A 19,306-nucleotide genomic window follows, 5' to 3' on the forward strand; every position below is an offset into this window, starting at 1 on the left:
GGCTGACAAGCGGCATCGGTGAGGATAGGGAGAATTACATGAGAAATTGTCTGGTGAAGGACGTGGCGGGCTATGGTGGATTCCTGTCTGGCGTCCCTTGCATCAATGATGTTGAGGGCTTCACTCATGCGTAACTGTCTGGTGATGGGAGCGGCAGGCTATATCGGTTCCTATCTGGTGCCCCACCTGCAAACGCTGGGCTACAGGGTGATTGCCGGGGCGCGCCGTCCCTGCCGCTTGCCTGAGGGGGTGGAGTTTCGCCTCGCCGACAGCCTCAAACCCATCACCCTGCTGCCTGCGCTGGCGGGCATCGATACCGTCTTCTATCTGGTGCATGCCATGGGGGCGGGGGCTGATTTTCACCGGCTAGAGCAGCAGGGGGTAAAGAATTTTGCCGCCGCTGCCCGCGCCGCCGGGGTACGTCGCATCATCTATCTTGGGGCGATCCAGCCCGAGCAGTGCAACAGCCGCCATCTCAACTCCCGCCGCCACTGTGGCGAGCTGTTTCGCGAATCCGGCGTACCGACGGTGGAGCTGCGCGCCGGCATCATCATCGGGCCCGGTTCGGCGGCGTTCGAGGTGATGCGGGATCTGGTGTTCAACCTGCCGCTGATGGTGACGCCCAAATGGGTGCGCTCGCGCACGCCGCCGATTGCGCTGTCCAACCTGCTGCACTATCTGGGTGGGCTGGTGGAAGCCGACGAGGTGGATGGCCACATCTTCAATGCGGTCGGCCCCGAGCTGCTCAGCTATCAGCAGCAGTTGCAGAAGTTCGCCGCCCATATTGGCAAGCGCTGCCCCATCATTCCCATCCCGTTTCTGAGTCCGCGCCTCTCTGCCTGGTGGCTGCAGTTTGTCACCTCGGTGCCGCAGCCGGTGGCCAAGGCGCTGGTGGGCGGTCTCAAGCACGATATCCCGGCCGACGACGGCCCGCTGCGTGCCCTTCTGCCACAGACTCTGCTCAGCTTCGACGAGGCGCTGGCGGAGAGTCTGGCGCTGGAGCAGAAGCTGGGTGCCGAACAGCAGGGGCAGGAGACGCCGCTCGGCCTGCGCTGGCGCCATCCCGAATATGGCTTCTATGACCGTACCGCCAGCGGCGAGGCCATCTGCCTCGCCTCTCCCGAGGTGGTGTGGCAGGTGTTGCAGCAACTGGGGGGTGAGCAGCGCTACTTCTACATGAACGAGCTGTGGGTGGTGCGCGAATGGATGGATCATCTGATCGGCGGCCCGGCCCGCACCCGTGGCCGCACCAATCCGGATCGTTTCGTGAAGGGGGATATGCTCGACTCCTGGCAGATCCTCGGGGTGGATGAGGGGCGCAGGCTCGATCTCTTGTTCAACATGAAGGCCCCGGGCGTCGGGCGGCTGGAGTTCAACATCCTGCCTGAGGAGTCCGGGTTGACCCGCATCCGGGTCACCGCTCACTGGCACCCGCAGGGCGCCTGGGGGCTGGCCTACTGGCTCGCCATGCTGCCGTTCCACCTCTTTATCTTTCAGGGGATGACCGAGGCCATCGCCCGTCAGGCCGAAGCGAGGGCAGGTATCCCGGTGATGGATTAAGAGCCGCTAACAAAACCGTTCAACAAAGCGTAGGCAGATAACGGCGCAAGCCAGCGTCAACAAGGCGAGATGGATATCCAACCGTCGCTCGAAACGTATTCGTAGCTTCCCAAAGCCTGCTAGCCAACCATGAGTGCGTTCTACAACCCAGCGATGACAACCCAATCGCTCATTGCTATCGATGCCTCGCCGGGCAATACGAACCTTGATACCCCGTCGCCTCAGATAATCTCGACAACGGCGAAAATCATACCCTTTGTCTGCGTGTAGCTTGTCAGGTCGACATCGTGGTCGCCCTCTCTTACCTGCTAACGCCGGAAGTGCATCCAACAAGGGCTCAAACATTATCGAGTCATGGCGATTGGCGCCTGATACAAGCACTGCGAGCGGTATGCCCTGACGGTCCACCACTATGTGTCGTTTACTGCCCAGCTTGCCTCTGTCTGTCGGGTTACGTCCTGTTTCCTGGCCCCCCGGGGGCTGGCTACGCTCGCGCCATCGAGGCTTGTTCTACTCCAGTCGATGTGGCCAGCTTGATGTAGCTGGCTCAGGAGCGCCACGTGAAGTCGCTGCCAGATGCCTTGAGCTTGCCAATCACGTAGGCGACGCCAGCACGTCATTCCGCTGCCAAAACCCAAAGACTGGGGTAAGTCCTCCCACGGGATCCCGGTAGTAAGGACAAACAGAATACCGTTGAGAACGGCATAGTCATCGAGGCGTGGACGGCCACCCCGTGGCGAAGGCTGGTGAGGTGGCAGAAGTGGCTGCAAGGACTTCCATAGCTGGTTACTGATGATTTTTCGTGTCATGCCGGCTATGTGGGGACTGGTATCGTTCGAATCAACTTAGTTTTGTTAGCGGCTATAAACCCTCTTCACACTATCCCCGCTGATAGAGTGCCCCATTCGGAGCATTTTTTATGCGGCGGCCATGCCAGGTTATGGCAGATAGTGGTAGGCGTCTTATGGCAAAGGCTGGCATCATGCCGCGGTCTTGTTTACCGCGGATAGATAATCAGTCAGAAAAAGAAGGGATTATGAAGAAAAAACCGTCAATTTTGGGGGGCGCCTGCATCATTGCCAGCGTCTGCGTGGGAGCCGGCATGCTCGGTCTGCCGAGTTCGGGGGCGGGGGCCTGGACCCTCTGGTCGGTGCTGGCGCTGACCGTCACCATGGTGATGATGACCCTCTCCGGCTGGATGTTGCTGGAATCCTTCCAGCACCACGACATGCGGGTCTCCTTCAATACCGTGACTCGTGAGCTGCTGGGAGAGAAGCTCAATCTCCTCAACAACCTCTCGGTCTACTTTGTTGGCGGCATTCTGCTCTACGCCTATATCACCTCCTCCGGTGCCATCCTGCAGGGGATACTGGGGATCGACAGCAAGCTCGCGTCCGTGCTGTTCGTGGCGCTCTTCTCTGCGGTGGTGTGGCACTCGACTCGCGCCGTTGACCGTATTTCGGTGGTGCTGATCGCCTTTATGATCCTCAGTTTCGCCCTCGGTGTGGCCGGTCTGCTCGGCAGTATCAAGCTGCCGACCCTGCTCGATCTGGCGGGCAGCGAGAGTCGCTACGCCCCCTATGCCATGGCGATGCTGCCGGTGGCGCTCACCTCGTTCGGCTATCACCACTCGGTTGCCTCCCTGCGTGCCTACTACCAGAACGAGCAGCAGGCCAGATGGGCCATTCTGGGGGGAACCCTGATCGCGCTGGCGCTCTACGTGCTCTGGCTGCTGGGGATCTTCGGCAACCTGCCCCGTCAGGATTTTGCCCCCGTGATTGCCAAGGGGGGTGATGTGAGCGTGCTGCTCTCCGCCCTCTCCGGGGTGATCGAATCGGAGAAGGTGGCCAGCGCCATCAACGGCTTCTCCATGGCGGCGATCCTCTCCTCCTTTATCGGGGTGGGGCTCGGGGTGTTCGACTATCTGGCTGATCTGTTCAAGTTCGACAACAGCCGCGCCGGTCGCTGCAAGACCTGGGCGGTCACCTTCCTGCCGCCGTTGGTGCTCTCCCTGCTCTTCCCGTTCGGCTTCCTGCTGGCCATCGGCTATGCCGGTGCCGCAGCCACCATCTGGACCTGCATCATCCCGGCACTGCTGGTGCTGCGCACCCGGGCGCGGGCCGAGCGGGGCGAAGTGACCCCCCATTTCGTCACCCCTGGTGGCAAGCTGATGGCCTGGCTGCTGATCCTGTTCGGATTGGCGACCGCGCTGTTCCACTTCCTGTCGATGGCAAATCTGTTGCCGGTCTATCTGGGCAACTGAGTCAGGTCTACAGCACTGACAGAAAGGGCGGCAAGGCCAACTTGCCGCCCTTTTTGCGCCATTTTCATCCCATGTGGCAGAATCTATAACTAAAGTGGTAGGTGCGAGTGGGGTAAGGTGCTGAAATAACTGGTCTGATCTGGCTGGCAGTAGCATGATCTGCTGGGCATGCCCACCGCTTTCTTTTATGATCCCCGCCCTTCTGCGTGCCCCCTGTCGGCACCTCATTTGCACCAACCACATCGGGGTCCCCCATGTCCGATCTGCGTCAAGAAGCACTCGATTACCACGCCCAGCCCGTACCGGGCAAAATTGCCATCGCCCTGACCAAGCCTGCCGAAACCGCCCGCGATCTGGCGTTGGCCTACAGCCCGGGTGTTGCCGAGCCGGTGCGCGAGATCGCTGCCAACCCGGCCGATGCCTACCGCTATACCGGCAAGGGCAATCTGGTGGCCGTCATCTCCAACGGCACCGCCATTCTGGGTCTGGGCAATTTGGGGCCGCTGGCCTCCAAGCCGGTGATGGAAGGCAAGGCCCTGTTGTTCAAGCGCTTCGCCGGTATCGACGCCATCGACATCGAAGTGAAGCACGAGACCAGCCAGCAGTTCATCGACACGGTGGCGGCTATCGCCGATACCTTCGGCGGCATCAATCTGGAAGATATCAAGGCACCTGAGTGCTTCGAGATCGAGCAGGCGCTGATCGAGCGCTGCGACATTCCGGTGTTCCACGATGACCAGCACGGTACCGCTATCGTCACCGCCGCCGGTCTGCTCAACGCGCTGGAAGTGCAAGGCAAGCAGATCAGCGACAGCCGCATCGTCTGCATGGGGGCGGGGGCTGCCGCCACCGCCTGTATGGATCTGCTGATCAAGTGCGGCGCCAGGGCGCACAACATCTTCATGCTGGATCGTCAGGGGGTGATTCACACCGGCCGCAGCGATCTCAACAAGTACAAGCAGCGTTTCGCCAACGAGACTCCGCTGCGCACCCTGATGGATGTCATCGAAGGGGCGGATGTGTTTGTCGGTGTTTCAGGCCCCGATGTGCTGCCCGCCGAAGCGGTCGCCCTGATGGCGCCCAACCCGGTGATCTTTGCCTGCTCCAACCCGGACCCGGAGATCAAGCCGGCGCTGGCCCACGGAGTGCGCAGCGACCTCATCATGGGCACCGGCCGTTCCGACTACCCGAACCAGATCAACAACGTGCTCTGCTTCCCCTTCATCTTCCGCGGTGCGCTCGACGCCCGCGCCAGCCGCATCAACGATGCCATGAAGATTGCTGCGGTCGAGGCGATCCGCGCGCTGGCCAAGGAGCCGGTGCCGGCCGAAGTGCTGACCGCCGCCGGGGTGAGCGAGCTGGCCTTCGGCAAGGATTACGTCATTCCCAAGCCGATGGATGCCCGTCTGCTGCCGCGCGTAGCCCGCGCCGTGGCGCTGGCGGCGGTTGCCTCCGGCGTCGCCCGCATCGAGCTGCCCGCGGACTACATGCTGTAATCCGGCATTGTAAACGGCCCCATAGCGGGGCCGTTTTGATTTCTGCTTCTGGCGACAGCCAGAGACGCCAGTCGGGTGACAGGTTGGGGCAGATGGAGGCAAATCGGGTGCAAAGGTGGTCAAACAGCGCTCTCCTCTGACACAATATTGCCACTATGACGCTAACGAGAATCAAGATGCAGCAGCCTGTCAGCGGCCGTTTGGCCCACGCCCTCTCCTTCTTGCGCCATGATGGTCGCCACTTTGCCCAGTTTGTCTGGGGCCGTTTCCAGCAGGACAGATTGACGGTTACCGCCGGTTATCTGGCCTATGTCACCCTGCTTTCGCTGGTGCCGATGATCGCCGTGGTCTTTGGCATGATGTCCGCCTTCCCGGTGTTCCAGAGCCTCAAGCAGGCGATGGAGCAGTTCGTCTACCACAACTTTGTGCCGACCGCGGGCGACATGCTCAAGGAGTACATCGACGGCTTCGTCGCCAATGCCACCAACACCACAGCAGTGGGGATTGGGGCGCTGGTGGTGGTGGCGCTGATGCTGATCTCCGCCATCGACAAGAACCTCAACTACATCTGGCGTTCGACCCAGGGCCGCCCGCTGGCGCAGGCGTTTGCCATGTACTGGATGATCCTGACCCTGGGGCCCGTGCTTATCGGGGCCAGCATCGCCATCTCCTCCTACATCTTCTCGCTGCGGTTGTTTGGCGCCGAGAGCCTGTTCGGCATCGGCTATCTGCTGCTGCGCGGCTTGCCGTTCCTCTTCTCGGTGCTCACCTTCCTGCTGGTCTATACCGTGGTGCCGAACTGCAAGGTGCGGCTGATCCACGCCTTTATCGGTGCGCTGGTAGCTGCGACCCTGTTCGAGCTGGCCAAGCGCGGCTTTGCCATCTATATCACCAACTTCCCCTCCTATCAGGCCATCTACGGTGCGCTGGCCACCATCCCGATTCTGTTTGTCTGGGTCTATTTAAGTTGGCTGGTGGTGCTGCTCGGTGCGGAGACCACAGCCTGCCTCGGTGAGTACGAGAAGCCGGCGAGCGAGGAGCTTGGCTAAGCCATCGCCTTGGCCACCGGTTTATTGGTAGCATCGACGACCGCCCCTGCAATCGAGCCGGGGCGGTCGTTCTGTTTTGAGAGGAGAGGGATGTGATTGCACTGATTCAGCGGGTCTCCGAGGCCAGCGTGACTGTCGAGGGGGAGGTGACCGGCGCCATCGGTCAGGGACTGCTGGTACTGCTCGGGGTAGAGCAGGGGGATGACGAGGCCAAGGCCGACAAACTGCTGCACAAGGTGAGCGGCTATCGGGTCTTCAGTGACGAGAACGGCAAGATGAACCTCAATGTCGGTCAGGTCGGTGGCAGTCTGCTGGTGGTCTCCCAGTTTACCCTAGCGGCTGACACAAAGAGCGGGATGCGCCCCAGCTTCTCCTGCGGCGCCCACCCGAGCGAGGCCGAGCGGCTCTATGACTACTTCGTGGCCAAGGCTGCTGCCAGCGGCATTCCGACTGCAACCGGGCGTTTTGCCGCCGACATGAAGGTGGCGCTGGTCAACGACGGCCCGGTTACCTTCTGGCTACAGGTCTGAGGATGCCTGATCCCGCGGTATGACGTGGACAATCACGTTGATGAGCCCAGCGACCGGATAGGGGGTAGCCGGGCCAATCCACTGTTCTATCAGCGTCAGGGCGTGGGTTAGCTCCAGTTCGGTGCGCGGCAACAGGTTGATGACCAGAGTGCCGCAGAGGCGGGGAGCCAGCGCCCGGTAGAGCCGCTCCTGAAACAGCAGCAGCGGGTTGCCATCCTGACTGAAGAGATCGAGCAGGATGAGGTCGTACTGCTGCTCGCTCTGTTCCAGAAAGACGAGGGCATCAGCCTGATGGAGTGTCGGAACGGCTTGCCCATCGTGCTCCTGATGCTGGAAAAACTGCTGATAAACGGTCAGCACCTCTTCGTCGAGGTCGACGCACTCGTGGCGGGCATCGGGCCAGCGTTGACTCAGATGGCGGGTGAGATCACCACCACCCAACCCCAGTTCGAGGATCTGCCCGGCCTGTTCCGGCAGCAGGCAGGCGATGACCCGCTGATGGGGCAGACAGAGGGTCGCGGGGTCGGCGAGCGACATGGCGGATTGCACCACGCCGTCTATCTCCAGCCAGCGGTGCTGGTCATTTTCCTGTACCGTGAGGCGGCGTTGGGGTTTGACGCTGAGGTGCAACAAGTGATCGGCTTGGTACGCTTGCAGATTGAAGTCCATGAATTTGCACGGCAAGATGGTTTCCGACCAGTGTAACTCAAGGATGAAACTATGTACCGGGTAGTCACCCCCCAAACGGCAGCCGAGCCGGGTACTTACTGCAAGTTGCGCTGGAAACGTCTGTGCAAGTCTTTCCATCAGCCAGTCGGCGCAAACTCAAGGATCGCTTTATGTATCAGGTAGTCACCCCTCAGACAGTCGCCGAGCTGGATGCCTACTACCAGTTGCGCTGGGAACTTCTGCGTAAGCCCTTCAATCTGCCCGTCGGTTCCGAGCGGGACGAATACGACACGGTCGCCATTCACCGGCTGATGCTGGCACCCGATGGTACCCCCATCGCAGTGGGCCGCCTCTTTATCGGCGGCGACGAGGCACAGATCCGCTTTATGGCGCTGCGGCCCGAATATCGCGGCCAGGGGCTGGGTGCCCAAATGGTGGAAGATCTCGAGCAGTTGGCCCGCAGCGAGAAGGTGAAACGGCTGGTGATGAACGCCCGTCAGGAGGCGGTGGAGTTCTATCGCAAGTGCGGTTTTCTCGAAGTGGGGGGCGGCCCTGTCTCATTTGGTCGCATTCCCCATCGCCAGATGATCAAATCCCTGAGCCCGTTGCAGACTATCCAGTACCGGCCGGAGTGGTGTCAGGATCTCACCACCCGCTGGTCACGCGGGGTACCCATCAGCGAGAAGATGGGGATGCACATCAGCCACTACGATGGCCAGACTTTCCACCTCAAGGCCAATCTGGCGGCCAACTTCAACGTGCATGGCAGCATGTTCGCCGGCAGTGTCTACAGCCAGTGCGTGCTGGCGGGCTGGGGGCTGATCTGGTTGCAGCTTAAAGAGGAGGGGCTGGTGGGCGAGCCGGTGCTGGCCGAGAGCACCATCAAATATCATGGCCCGGTCGATGAGGAGCCGGAGGCGCGAGTGGCCCGCGAGGGGATGCCCGCCGTGCTGCAGCCGCTCAAACGGGGCGAGCCTGCCACCTTCAGCCTCAAGATCCAGCTGTTCAGCGGCAGCAAGCTGGCGGCTGAGTTCTGCGGCCACTACGTGGTGCAGCCGCCCCGCCGTCCGGGCCAGTAACCGCGTCGTTTCCCCATCAAACAACAAGGCCTCATCATGAGGCCTTGTCTGTTTTTACCCTTGCTGGCTTTCGCTTGTCTGCCCGGCTTGGGTCTGCACTTGGGCCTGGTTTTGGGCTTTCGGTGCGGGAGCCGGTCGCCAGAGCGGGGCGCTGTTGCCTTGCGGCGGATAGCGTACTCCCACTTCCCAGCCGCAGGCGTCCTGCTTCTGCGGGAAGCTCCAGGCCAGCGTGGGTTCCGTCAACGGCCCGCGCCACTGGCCGAGCAGCTCGGCGCAGCGGTTGCCGTTGAGGATCCCCAGATCCAGCTGCCACTGCTCGTTGACCAGATCGATCCCACCTTGCAGCGCCAGCAGATGGGTGATGGTGGAGGCGCCAGCCTGCTCGACTTGTAGTTGCCCCTTGTCGATCTTGCCCTGCAGCTTGATGCGGTAGAAGGGGGTGTCACCCTCCTGCATCGCCTGCCACAGCTGTTCCGGCGTCAGGGTGGGCGGGGTCGCTCCCTTGAACCACTCATCCAGCAGCGGATCTATCTTCACCTTGTCCCAGAACGGCTCGTCGGCATCGAGGGCAAAGCTGCCTTGCAGGGTCTGGCGCCACTCGCCCGCCGTTTTGCCGTGTTCGGCTTGCAGGTCGGCACTCACGTCCGCCTTGCCGGCGAACGAGACAGGGGAGTGAAATATCTTGCCCCACTGCTGCAGATCCAGCTTGGTCGCCTGCAGTTGGAGGCGACTGCTCTGGCCCGGCTCGCGGCCCCACTGGCCACTCAGGTTGAAGGTGCCCTCATCCGGCAGCGAGCTGGTGAGTTTTCCCAGTTGCCAGGAGCTGGGGGTCAGTTCCCCATCCAGCTCGCCGTTGCGGGCGCTGAGGCCATCCCACACCAGCTCGAACCACTTGCTCTCGATACGGGCGCGGCCGAGCAGCGGGCCGGGTTGGTTATCGCGCAGGGCGAGATCGCTCAGATAGAGCTGCCAGCCGGTCAGCGACAGGGGCAGGGTATCGTCGAAGGAGAGCACCTTGAGCTTGTCGAACGCCAGCTTGCGGATATCGACCTGCTGCGGGCGCCAGCTCTGCCAATCCTGCCACCAACCCTGTGGCAGGCTGATATCCATGCCGCTCAGCGCCACGTCTTTCAGGGTCAGCTTCTGCTGCTGGCTATCGAGGGAGAGCTCGACATTGAACTCCCCTTCATAGGCCTTGCCCTGCAGTTCGCCGTCGATCTGCTGGGGCGAGAAGGCGAGCTTGCCCTTGATCTCCTCCAGCTGGAACAGGCCACGGCCCATGTCGCCCAGGGTGCCGCTCAGATAGCCGGTGGGCTGGTTGCCCGCCTGCCAGTTGAAGGCGGTGAGCTGGCCGCTGAAGTTGTTGAAGGAGAGCTCCTGATTGATGTCGTTGAGGCTGACGCCGTCCAGCTGGCCGCGATCCAGCGACACGCTTTGCAACGGGAAGCGCTGCGGGAAGCCTTGTTGTGTCAGATCCCCCAGCTCCACCCGCATGCCGCGCGCCTTGAGGTCATGCAGTTGCAGGGTGCGGGCGGGCCAGTCCAGCACCATGCCGGTCTCCAGCAGACCGTCGAACAGGTTGGTCACCAGCTTGTCGGTGCGCAGCACTTCTCCTTCCAGCCGTCCTTGCAGGTTGAGACGGGCGAAGGTGAACTGCGGAGTCTCCAGCTGGCCGATATTGAGGCTCAGGTTGGCCTGTGGCTGCCGTTTCGGATCGATCAGCTCCCAGTCGCTCAGGGTGGCGTTGAGACCGCGCAGGGTCAGCTCGGGGCTTTCCAGACTGAGCCGGTCTATGGTGCTGTCGCTGATGGTGAGGGAGTGCACCGGCAGGTTCGGCAGCTGGTTGGGCAGCGGCAGCTTGATGGCGGGGCGAATGAGATCGAGATGGGCGATGCGCACGTCGCGGCTCAGCCAGTCGATGCTCTCGATCTCCAGATAGATCTTGTCGAGGGAGACCGCATCGCCGTAGCGTACCTGCTCTGCCAGCAGGGTGTAGGGGTGGAGCGGGTTGAACACCAGTCGCCCTATGGTGACCGGTACGCCAGTCTGCTGGCTGATCCAGCTGGCGATGGGGCCTTTGGCGCGCTCGGCGTCGAACAGGCCGAGGGCAACCCAGACAAACAGCAGCAGGAAGGCGAAGGTGTAGAGCAGGCCGCGTAGCCAGGAATTCATGGTTGCTTTCCTCCTGTTTTGGGATGTGTTGTCAGGCGTTTGAGTAGTGGTCTCGCAGACCGAGCCAGCGCCGTATCAAGGGTTCGACATGACTCGGATGCCTATCCATAAGGACATGTGCCCATCTTCTGCATTTACTTCGATCAGGCATTGGAATAGTGATCCCGTAAGCCGAGCCAACGGCGAATCAAGGGTTCGACATGGCTTGGGTGCCTATCCATGAGGAAGCGCGCCATTTTTTGCACCTGTGGAATAAGCGGCTGATCCCGCACCAGATCGGCGATCTTGAGATCGGCCAGACCGGTCTGGCGGGTGCCGAGCAGTTCCCCCGGGCCGCGCAGTTCCAGATCGCGCTGGGCGATGAGGAAGCCGTCGTTGGTCTCCCGCAGCACCCCGAGCCGGCTCTGGGCCGTCTTGGACAAGGGGGCATGATAGAGCAGCACGCAGTGAGAGGCCACCGCCCCCCGGCCAACCCGGCCGCGCAGCTGGTGCAACTGCGCCAGCCCGAGACGTTCTGGGTTCTCGATGATCATCAGGCTGGCGTTGGGCACATCCACCCCCACCTCGATGACGGTGGTGGCGACCAGCAGTTGCAGTATGCCTGCCTTGAACTCCTCCATCACCCGCTGTTTCTCCACCGGCCGCATCCGGCCGTGCACCAGCCCGATATGCAGACCGGGCAACAGGTTCTGCAGCTCGGCGGCGGTATCCTCGGCAGCCTGGCACTCCAGCACCTCCGACTCCTCGATCAGGGTGCATACCCAGTAGGCCTGCTTGCCCTCGGTGCAGGCGAGCTTGACCCGCTCGATCACATCGCCGCGTCGGCTGTCGGGCAGCGCTACCGTGGTGATGGGGGTGCGGCCCGGCGGCAGCTCGTCGATGACCGAGGTGTCGAGGTCGGCATATGCGGTCATTGCCAGAGTGCGGGGGATGGGGGTGGCGGTCATGATGAGTTGATGAGGATGTACCCCTTCCCGCTCCCCTTTCTCGCGCAGGGCGAGGCGCTGATGCACCCCGAATCTGTGCTGTTCATCGATGATGACCAGCGCCAGACGCTGGAACACCACCTGCTCCTGAAAGATGGCATGGGTGCCCACCACCATCTTGACGCTGCCATCTTTGATCGCGGCCAGCGCCTCCTCCCGCGCCTTGCCTTTCTGCTTGCCCGCCAGCCAGCCGACTCCGATGTCGAGCGGCTCCAGCCACTTGGCAAAGTTGATGGCGTGCTGTTCCGCCAGCAGCTCGGTCGGCGCCATCAAGCCCACCTGACAGCCGTTGCCAATGGCCTGCAGGGCGGCCATCGCCGCGACCAGGGTCTTGCCGGAGCCCACATCCCCCTGCACCAGCCGCATCATGGGGTGGCTCTGTTGCAGATCCTTGCTTATCTCCGCTACTACCCTACTCTGGGCGCCGGTGGGTTTGAACGGCAGAGCGCCGAGCAGCTGTTCAACCAGCTCGGGCGCCGGTTTGAGGGCGCGGGCCAGCTGGGTTTGTGCCTGAGCACGCACCTTGAGTACCGAGAGGTTGTGAGCCAGCAGCTCCTCCAGCACCAGTCGCTGCTGGGCCGGATGCTGGCCGCTTTCCAGTAGCGGCAGCGCCACCGAGGGAGGCGGGCGGTGCAGCAATTTCAGGGCGGCGGCCAGCTCAATCTGATGGGGATAGAGGCCAGCGGGCAGCAACTCCTCGACGCCGTAGAGGTCGAGCTGGGCCAGCGCCTGATCGGTGAGGTTGCGCAGGGTGAGCTGGCGCAGCCCTTCGGTGGTCGGGTAGACGGGGGTGAGCGCCTCTTCGGTCTGGCCTGCCTGCTCCTCGCCGAGCAGCTTGTACTCGGGGTGAGCCATCTCCAGCCCGTATTTGCCGGGACGCACCTCGCCAAAGCAGCGGATCAGACGGCCCGCCGCCAGACTGTTTTTCTGGGCGGCGGTGAAGTTGAAGAAGCGCAGGGTGAGGGTGCCGGTGCCATCGCTGATGCGACAGACCATCATGCGGCGGCGCCCCATCACCAGCTGAGTGTCCTGGATTTCGCCCTCGACGGCGCCGTGCAGGCCGGGCGGCAGATCGCCGATGGGCCACACTTGGGTACGGTCCTCGTAGCGCAGGGGGAGGTGGAACAGCAGATCCTGTACCGTGGCCAGCCCCAGCCGCTCGAGCTTCTCCAGCATCTTGCTGCCGACACCCTTGAGGCTATCGAGAGGAATTTTATCCAATTTCATCAATTAGATGCCCGAAAACACTGTAAATATGTCCAGATGATAGGGGTTGTTGAGGGGCCGATGCAAGCCGAGTTGCTGCTGGCTGGGCCGTCAAAGCGGGGGAAACGGTGTATAGAACAAAGGCCTGCCGAAAACGGGAGGCCTTTGTGCGGCTGCCAACAGGCAAGGTGCGGGCGCATGGCGCCCAAGGTCAGATGATCCGCTTGAGCAGCAGGTGGGCCTTGACCCTGTGGATCCGTCCCAGCAGCTTGCGCACCTGTTCCGGGTAGTCCTGGATCTGTTCCACCTGATCGAAGTGGCTGATCCGCTTGGTGTTGGTCAGGATGTTCTCCCGCTCCGCGTTGAACTGGGGACGCAGCAGGTGGCGACGATCGTGTACCAGCAGGCCGTTCTCCAGATCCAGCGCCCAGGCGCGGGGGTTGAGGTTGTTGCCGGTGAGCAGCGCCCACTCGTCATCCACGAAGATCCCCTTGAGATGGTAGGAGTTGCGCTCGCAACACCAGAGCATCAGGTTGAGGCGACCGTCGTCGATGTGGCGCTGGTTGCGCTCGGCAAACTTGCGCAGGTTGGTTTCGTAGAGATAGGGCAGGCCACCGATAGTGGAGAACTTCTCTTCCGGCGGAATGAAGAAGTCGTTGGCGGTCTTGTCGCCCACTACGATGGTGACTTTGCAACCGCGCTGCAGCAGATCCTCGATATCCTTGCTCAACTCCTTGGGCGGGTTGAAGTAAGGGGTGCAGATGAAGATCTCCCGCTCGGTGGCACGCACCAGATTGCGGATCATCAGGTTGAGCTGATTGTTGCGCTTGCCCAGACCCACCATGGGGGTGACGGCCACCTCCTGGGTGTTGACCGGCATGGTGCTGAAGCGGTACTGGCTCTGGCGCAGGCTCTGCTTGAAGCGGCGGATTGGCCCCTTCAGCTGTTTGGCGCTGGGGATGTCGCTGTGATCCAGTCGCTGCACCGCGTCGCTCTTCACGAACAGGTCGTCCACATAGTTGACCATGCTGCGGGCCAGCTCCGGGCTGGTGATCTGGTGATAGCGATCGAAGCGGTATCGATCCTGCTGATGCAGGTAGATGTCGTTGAGGCTGGCACCGGAGTAGAGCACCACATCATCGAAGATGAAGCCCTTGAGGTGGAGCACGCCGAGCAGCTCGCGCCCTTTGACCGGCACGCCGTAGATTTCGATCTGGTGCTCGTGTTCGGCAGCCATGGCCTGATACATCAGGTGGTTGCCGCCCTGCTTGCCTTTGCCGATCAGGCCGCGCTGGGCACGGTGGAAGTCGACGAACAGCTTGATGTCGAGGGCCGGATTGCGCTGCTTGGCGGCGTAGAGGGCGGAGAGGATCTCCCGGCCCGCTTCGTCATCCTGCAGATAGAGCGCGACCAGATAGATGCGCCGGGTGGCACTGGCGATAAGCGCAAGAATACGGCGTTTGAAATCCTGGGCGCTGTAGAGCACTTCAAACTGATCCGCTGCGACGGCGATCTGGGGCAGGCGCGCCAGCAGTTGTCGATAATGGGCCGATGAATGCATAGATAAACCTGAAATCACGGGGTTAAGCGTTCCACTCGGAGCGATGAATAGGCGATTCTAGCAATCTCGCCCTCTCAGCCAAAGAAAGAATCATCAGAAAGATGAAAAAGGCCTCACGAGTGAGGCCTTTTTGTCAGCATTTTGCCCTTGTCAGAGGAAGCTGTAGATGATCATCGCCATCACGCCGCCGGTGGTGCCGATGATGGTCTCCATCACGGTCCAGGTCTGCAGGGTCTGCTTCTCGGTCAGGCCGAGGTAGCGGTTCGCCAGCCAGAAACCGGAGTCGTTGACGTGGGAGAGCACGATGGCACCGCCGCCGATGGCGATGGTGACGGCAGCCAGCTGGGCACCGTTCAGGCCGAGCGGCTCCAGCATCGGCAGCACCAGACCACAGGCGGTCAGCATGGCGACGGTGGCGGAGCCCTGAATCACCCGTACCGCAGCGGCCAGAATGAAGGCCAGCGCGACGATGGGCAGACCGGAGTCGGCCAGCATGTTGCCCAGGGCGGCACCCACACCGGAATCAACCAGCACCTGCTTGAACACGCCACCGGCACCAGTCACCAGAATGATGACACCGGCAGGCTGGATGGCGCTGTTGCAGACGCTCATCACCTCGTCACGGGACATGCCGCGGCGAATACCCAGCAGATAGAAGGCGGCCAGACAGGCGACCATGATGGCGGTGAAGGGGTGGCCGATGAACTCCAGCCAGTTGTGCAGGGTGGAACCCGCCTCGACGAAGCGACCGACGATAGTCTTGAGGCCGATTAGCAGCAGCGGCAGACCGATGAGGCCCATGGCCAGCCCGAAGGAGGGCAGGGATTTGCTGTCATCGTGGACGCTGTTCTGGGCATCGGCAGGCAGCGGCACATCGACGATCTTGCTGATGAAGTCACCGAACAGCGGGCCAGCCAGGATCAGCGCCGGTACGGCGGCGATCAGGCCGAACAGAATCATGTAGCCGAAGTCGGCACCCAGCTGGGATGCCACCAGGATCGGGCCCGGCGCCGGAATAAGGAAGGCCTGACAGGTCGCGATACCGGCCAGCAGGGCGATACCGATCTTCACCACGCTGCCGCCGCCACGACGGACGATGGCGAAGGCGACGCCGATCAGCAGCACCACGGCCACGTCAAAGAAGAGCGGCAGGGCGCAGACAAAGCCGGTCAGGGCCATGGCCCAGTTGGCGCGCTTGACGCCGAACTTGCCGAGCAGGGTGTGAGCCACCCGGTCGAGGGCACCGGTCACTTCCATCACCTTGCCAAACATGGCACCCAGCGCCACCACCACGGCGACGAAGCCGAGGGTGCCGCCCATCCCTTTCTGGATGGTGGCGGCGATGTCTGCCGGGTTCATGCCGGCGGCAAGACCCGCCACCATGGAGACCAGAATGAGGGAGACGACGGCGTGGAGACGGGCCTTCATCACCAGGAAGAGCAGCAGCACAATCGAGCCGGCGGCTGTCATGATCAGGGAGAGGTCAGACATTGTTATGCGTTCCTTTTTCCAAGTTCAGTCGTGACACCTTGCCGATCCGTCGGCAAACCATATCTTTATGATTTATTTAGATTTATGGCAAGGGCTCAACATCATATGCCCAGGTGACTATGGGTTTGCTCAGTCTGTGGCAGACTTCACATTTTCAATCGTTACCGGTAACATGTTACCGGTAACGTGTTAGATTAGAACCCATCAACAGCTGGTTTTTTGAAAAGTGGGACAGAGGTCAAATTATGGCGGGTAAGTGCATTATCGTGATGGGTGTGTGTGGTAGCGGCAAATCCAGCGTGGGTCTGAAAGTGGCCGAAGCGCTGGGCGCCAAGTTCATCGATGGTGATGACCTGCACCCCAAGGCCAACATCCAGAAGATGGCTGGCGGCAACCCCCTCAACGATGAGGATCGTGCCCCCTGGCTGGAGCGGATCCGCGACGCCGCCTACAGTCTCGAGCAGAAGAACGAGACCGGCATCATTGTCTGTTCCGCCCTCAAAAAGAAGTACCGCGACCAGATCCGCGAAGGCAACGAGTCGGTCAGCTTCATCTTCCTCGATGGCAGCCAGCCGCTGATCCTCGAGCGGATGCGTGCCCGCAAGGGCCACTTCATGCGTGAAAGCATGGTACAAAGTCAGTTCGATACTCTGGAGCGCCCGGATGGCGAAGCCGGTGTATTCCACATTGATATAGACGGCACCTTCGAACAGGTGGTTGACCGCGCCGTCACAGCATTGGAGCAAGCCCAATGATTCATCAGGTAATTTCCGACGTCACCGCTCGCATCCGCGAGCGCAGTGTCGCCCGTCGTCAGGCATTTCTGGCCCGCATCCAGCGTCAGGCAGAGCAGGGCAAGACCCGCGCCGCGCTGGCCTGCGGCAACCTGGCTCACGCCGTGGCCGCCTGCAGCAGTGACGAGAAGGGTCGCATTCTCGATATGACCCGCGCCAACGTCGGCATCGTCACCGCCTACAACGACATGCTGAGCGCCCATCAGCCCTATCAGGGCTATCCGGATCAGATCAAGGCAGTGCTGGCCGAGCTGGGCCACAGCGCGCAGGTTGCTGGCGGCGTGCCCGCCATGTGCGACGGCGTGACTCAGGGTCAGCCGGGGATGGACATGTCCCTCTTCTCCCGCGACCTGATCGCCCAGGCGACCGCGCTGTCGCTCTCTCACAACACTTTCGATGCCACCCTGCTGCTCGGCATCTGCGACAAGATCGCTCCGGGCCAGATCATGGGTGCCCTCTCCCACGCCCACCTGCCGACGGCGTTTGTTCCTGCCGGCCCGATGGCGAGCGGTATCAGCAATGACGAGAAGGTGAAGGTTCGCCAGCAGTACGCCGCCGGTGAAGTGGGTCGCGATGCCCTGCTGGAGATGGAGTGCGGCGCCTACCACGCGGCAGGCACCTGTACCTTCTATGGCACCGCCAACACCAACCAGCTGGTATTCGAGGCCATGGGCCTGATGCTGCCGGGCTCTGCTTTTGTGCATCCCCATAGCGAGCTGCGCCGCGCCCTGACCGCCGAAGCGGCCCGCCGCATCAGCGCCATGATCCCGGGCTCTCCAGCCTATCGCCCGCTGAGCGAGGTGCTGGACGAGCGTTCGCTGGTCAACGGTCTGGTGGCCCTGCTCGCCTCCGGCGGCAGTACCAACCACAGCATCCACATGGTGGCGCTGGCCCGCGCGGCCGGTCTGGTGCTGACCTGGGATGACATCAGCGATCTCTCCGACGTGGTGCCGCTGCTGGTTCGCATGTACCCGAACGGCCCGGCCGACGTGAACGCCTTCGAACAGGCAGGCGGCGTGCCCGGCCTGATGCGCCGTCTGGCGCAAGAGGGGCTGATCCACATGGACGCCACTCCGGTCTTTGGCGAGATGCAGGATTACCTCAGCCGTCCGGCATTGGTCGATGGCCAGCTGGTGTGGCAGCCGGTCGGCGAGAGCGGCGATGCGAACGTGCTTTCACCTTCCGGCAGCGTGTTCCAGGCCACCGGCGGCACCAAGCTGCTGGCGGGTAATCTGGGCCGCGCCGTGGTCAAGGTCTCAGCTGTGGCTCCCGAGTATCGGGTGATTGAAGCACCGGCGCGGGTCTTCTCCTCCCAGCATGCGGTGGAAGCGGCCTACAAGGCGGGCGATCTCAATCAGGATGCCGTGATCGTGGTGCGCCACAATGGCCCGGCTGCCAACGGCATGCCGGAGCTGCACAAGCTGATGCCGGTGCTCGGCAACCTGCAGAAGGCGGGTTACAAGGTGGCGCTGGTCACCGATGGCCGTCTCTCCGGTGCCTCCGGCAAGATCCCGGCTGCCATCCACGTCACTCCGGAAGCGCTGCACGGCGGGGCCATCGGCCTGCTGGCCGATGGCGACCTGCTGCGGGTTGACGCGGTAAACGGCAGCCTAGATTGCCTGACCGATTTGAGTGGCCGTACCCAGGCCGAGATTGACCTCACTCTGGAACAAGAGGGGTGGGGCCGTGAACTGTTCAGCGTGATGCGTCGCGCGGTATCGAGCGCCGAGTGTGGCGCCACCATCTTTGACTAAGGAAGAGCTATGCAGAACTGGAAAGTGACCCCGGCCGAGGTGTTTGCCGCCTCCCCGCTGGTACCCGTGATGGTTATCAACGAGCTGGATCAGGCCCTGCCGATGGCCAAGGCGCTGCTCGACGGCGGCATCTCTGTCTTCGAAATCACCCTGCGCACCCCGGTGGCGCTCGATGCCATCGCCCTTATCGCCAAGGCGATGCCGGATGCCATGGTCGGTGCCGGTACCGTGCTCAACTGCGAGCAGTTTGACGCCGCCGTCGCCGCCGGTGCCCGCTTCGTCATCTCTCCGGGGATGACCCCGGCCCTGCTGGCCCACGCCGCCAAGAGTACTGCACCGCTGATCCCGGGCGTGGCCACCCCGTCCGAGGTGATGCAGGCGCTGGAAGCGGGCTATGACCACCTGAAGTTCTTCCCGGCCGAAGCGAACGGCGGCACCAAGGCGCTCTCCGCCATTGCCGCGCCGCTGCCCCAGGTGAAGTTCTGCCCGACCGGCGGTATCGGCCCGAAAAACGTGGCCGACTATCTGGCACTCAAGTGCGTGGCCACCGTCGGCGGCTCCTGGATGCTGCCAGCAGATGCGGTCAAGAGCGGCAATTGGGAAGAGGTGACTCGCCTCTCCCGCGAAGCGGTTGAATTGGTTAAACGCTAAGCGCAAGTCGTGTAGATAAATCGAACAGGCCACCCTCGGGTGGCC

At 62.2% G+C, this 19,306-nt stretch carries 14 protein-coding genes and 1 pseudogene; 9 read left to right on the top strand and 6 right to left on the bottom strand.

Annotated elements, in window-relative coordinates; translation table 11 throughout:
• Positions 1-126 precede the first annotated feature (126 nt).
• On the top strand, positions 127-1,560 hold the full coding sequence (locus I6L49_RS16725) for a DUF2867 domain-containing protein (protein WP_216949975.1): 1,434 nt from the start codon (positions 127-129) through the stop codon (positions 1,558-1,560).
• A gap of 87 nt (positions 1,561-1,647) precedes the next feature.
• Here the strand turns inward: I6L49_RS16725 and I6L49_RS16730 are convergent.
• Positions 1,648-2,369 (bottom strand): annotated as a pseudogene (locus I6L49_RS16730) (IS5 family transposase); the annotation flags it as partial.
• Positions 2,370-2,596: 227 nt separating this feature from the next.
• On the opposite strand from I6L49_RS16730, the gene I6L49_RS16735 reads away from it, so the two are divergent.
• The 4 genes from I6L49_RS16735 (at position 2,597) to dtd (ending at position 6,898) form a co-directional block, all read left to right on the top strand.
• A complete protein-coding gene (locus tag I6L49_RS16735) occupies positions 2,597-3,823 on the top strand; it encodes an aromatic amino acid transporter (protein ID WP_005355439.1) in 1,227 nt (408 codons plus the stop codon).
• A 254-nt stretch (positions 3,824-4,077) separates the two neighbouring features.
• Positions 4,078-5,319, top strand: a complete 1,242-nt coding sequence (locus I6L49_RS16740) for a malic enzyme-like NAD(P)-binding protein (protein WP_113740155.1) — start codon at positions 4,078-4,080, stop codon at positions 5,317-5,319.
• Positions 5,320-5,495: 176 nt separating this feature from the next.
• The gene (locus I6L49_RS16745; protein ID WP_005340664.1) at positions 5,496-6,368 is read left to right on the top strand and encodes a virulence factor BrkB family protein; all 873 of its coding nucleotides are present in this window, start codon (positions 5,496-5,498) and stop codon (positions 6,366-6,368) included.
• A gap of 92 nt (positions 6,369-6,460) precedes the next feature.
• The gene (gene dtd, locus I6L49_RS16750; RefSeq protein WP_113740154.1) at positions 6,461-6,898 is read left to right on the top strand and encodes a D-aminoacyl-tRNA deacylase; all 438 of its coding nucleotides are present in this window, start codon (positions 6,461-6,463) and stop codon (positions 6,896-6,898) included.
• Here the strand turns inward: dtd and I6L49_RS16755 are convergent.
• A complete protein-coding gene (locus I6L49_RS16755; protein WP_216951677.1) occupies positions 6,887-7,567 on the bottom strand; it encodes a spermidine synthase in 681 nt (226 codons plus the stop codon). The two genes, dtd and I6L49_RS16755, sit on opposite strands and share 12 nt — an antisense overlap.
• Positions 7,568-7,737: 170 nt before the next feature.
• Here I6L49_RS16755 and I6L49_RS16760 point away from each other — a divergent pair, with 170 nt between their 5' ends.
• Positions 7,738-8,646: a bifunctional GNAT family N-acetyltransferase/hotdog fold thioesterase gene (locus tag I6L49_RS16760; protein WP_216949976.1), complete on the top strand. Its 909-nt coding sequence runs from the start codon at positions 7,738-7,740 to the stop codon at positions 8,644-8,646.
• Between the two features lie 54 nt (positions 8,647-8,700).
• Here the strand turns inward: I6L49_RS16760 and I6L49_RS16765 are convergent, their stop codons facing one another.
• The 4 genes from I6L49_RS16765 to gntU form a co-directional block, all read right to left on the bottom strand.
• The gene (locus I6L49_RS16765; RefSeq protein ID WP_216949977.1) at positions 8,701-10,818 is read right to left on the bottom strand and encodes an AsmA family protein; all 2,118 of its coding nucleotides are present in this window, start codon (positions 10,816-10,818) and stop codon (positions 8,701-8,703) included.
• A 143-nt stretch (positions 10,819-10,961) separates the two neighbouring features.
• The gene (recG, locus tag I6L49_RS16770) at positions 10,962-13,031 is read right to left on the bottom strand and encodes an ATP-dependent DNA helicase RecG (RefSeq protein ID WP_216949978.1); all 2,070 of its coding nucleotides are present in this window, start codon (positions 13,029-13,031) and stop codon (positions 10,962-10,964) included.
• A gap of 190 nt (positions 13,032-13,221) precedes the next feature.
• A complete protein-coding gene (gene pssA, locus I6L49_RS16775; protein WP_021230775.1) occupies positions 13,222-14,571 on the bottom strand; it encodes a CDP-diacylglycerol--serine O-phosphatidyltransferase in 1,350 nt (449 codons plus the stop codon).
• Between the two features lie 150 nt (positions 14,572-14,721).
• Entirely contained in the window at positions 14,722-16,062 is a 1,341-nt protein-coding gene (gene gntU / locus I6L49_RS16780; protein ID WP_005340650.1) for a gluconate transporter, read from the bottom strand.
• 245 nt (positions 16,063-16,307) lie between these two features.
• Here gntU and I6L49_RS16785 point away from each other — a divergent pair, with 245 nt between their 5' ends.
• The 3 genes from I6L49_RS16785 to I6L49_RS16795 are packed head-to-tail and all read left to right on the top strand — an operon-like array spanning position 16,308 to position 19,261.
• A complete protein-coding gene (locus I6L49_RS16785; protein WP_005340649.1) occupies positions 16,308-16,817 on the top strand; it encodes a gluconokinase in 510 nt (169 codons plus the stop codon).
• Entirely contained in the window at positions 16,814-18,610 is a 1,797-nt protein-coding gene (gene edd / locus I6L49_RS16790; protein WP_216949979.1) for a phosphogluconate dehydratase, read from the top strand. The genes I6L49_RS16785 and edd overlap by 4 nt, the downstream gene beginning before the upstream one ends.
• Positions 18,611-18,619: 9 nt before the next feature.
• Positions 18,620-19,261, top strand: coding sequence for a bifunctional 4-hydroxy-2-oxoglutarate aldolase/2-dehydro-3-deoxy-phosphogluconate aldolase (locus I6L49_RS16795; protein ID WP_005342660.1), 642 nt, complete (start codon positions 18,620-18,622; stop codon positions 19,259-19,261).
• Positions 19,262-19,306 lie beyond the last annotated feature (45 nt).

Source organism: Aeromonas sp. FDAARGOS 1419 (assembly GCF_019047045.1).
Taxonomy (GTDB): Bacteria; Pseudomonadota; Gammaproteobacteria; order Enterobacterales; family Aeromonadaceae; genus Aeromonas; species Aeromonas veronii.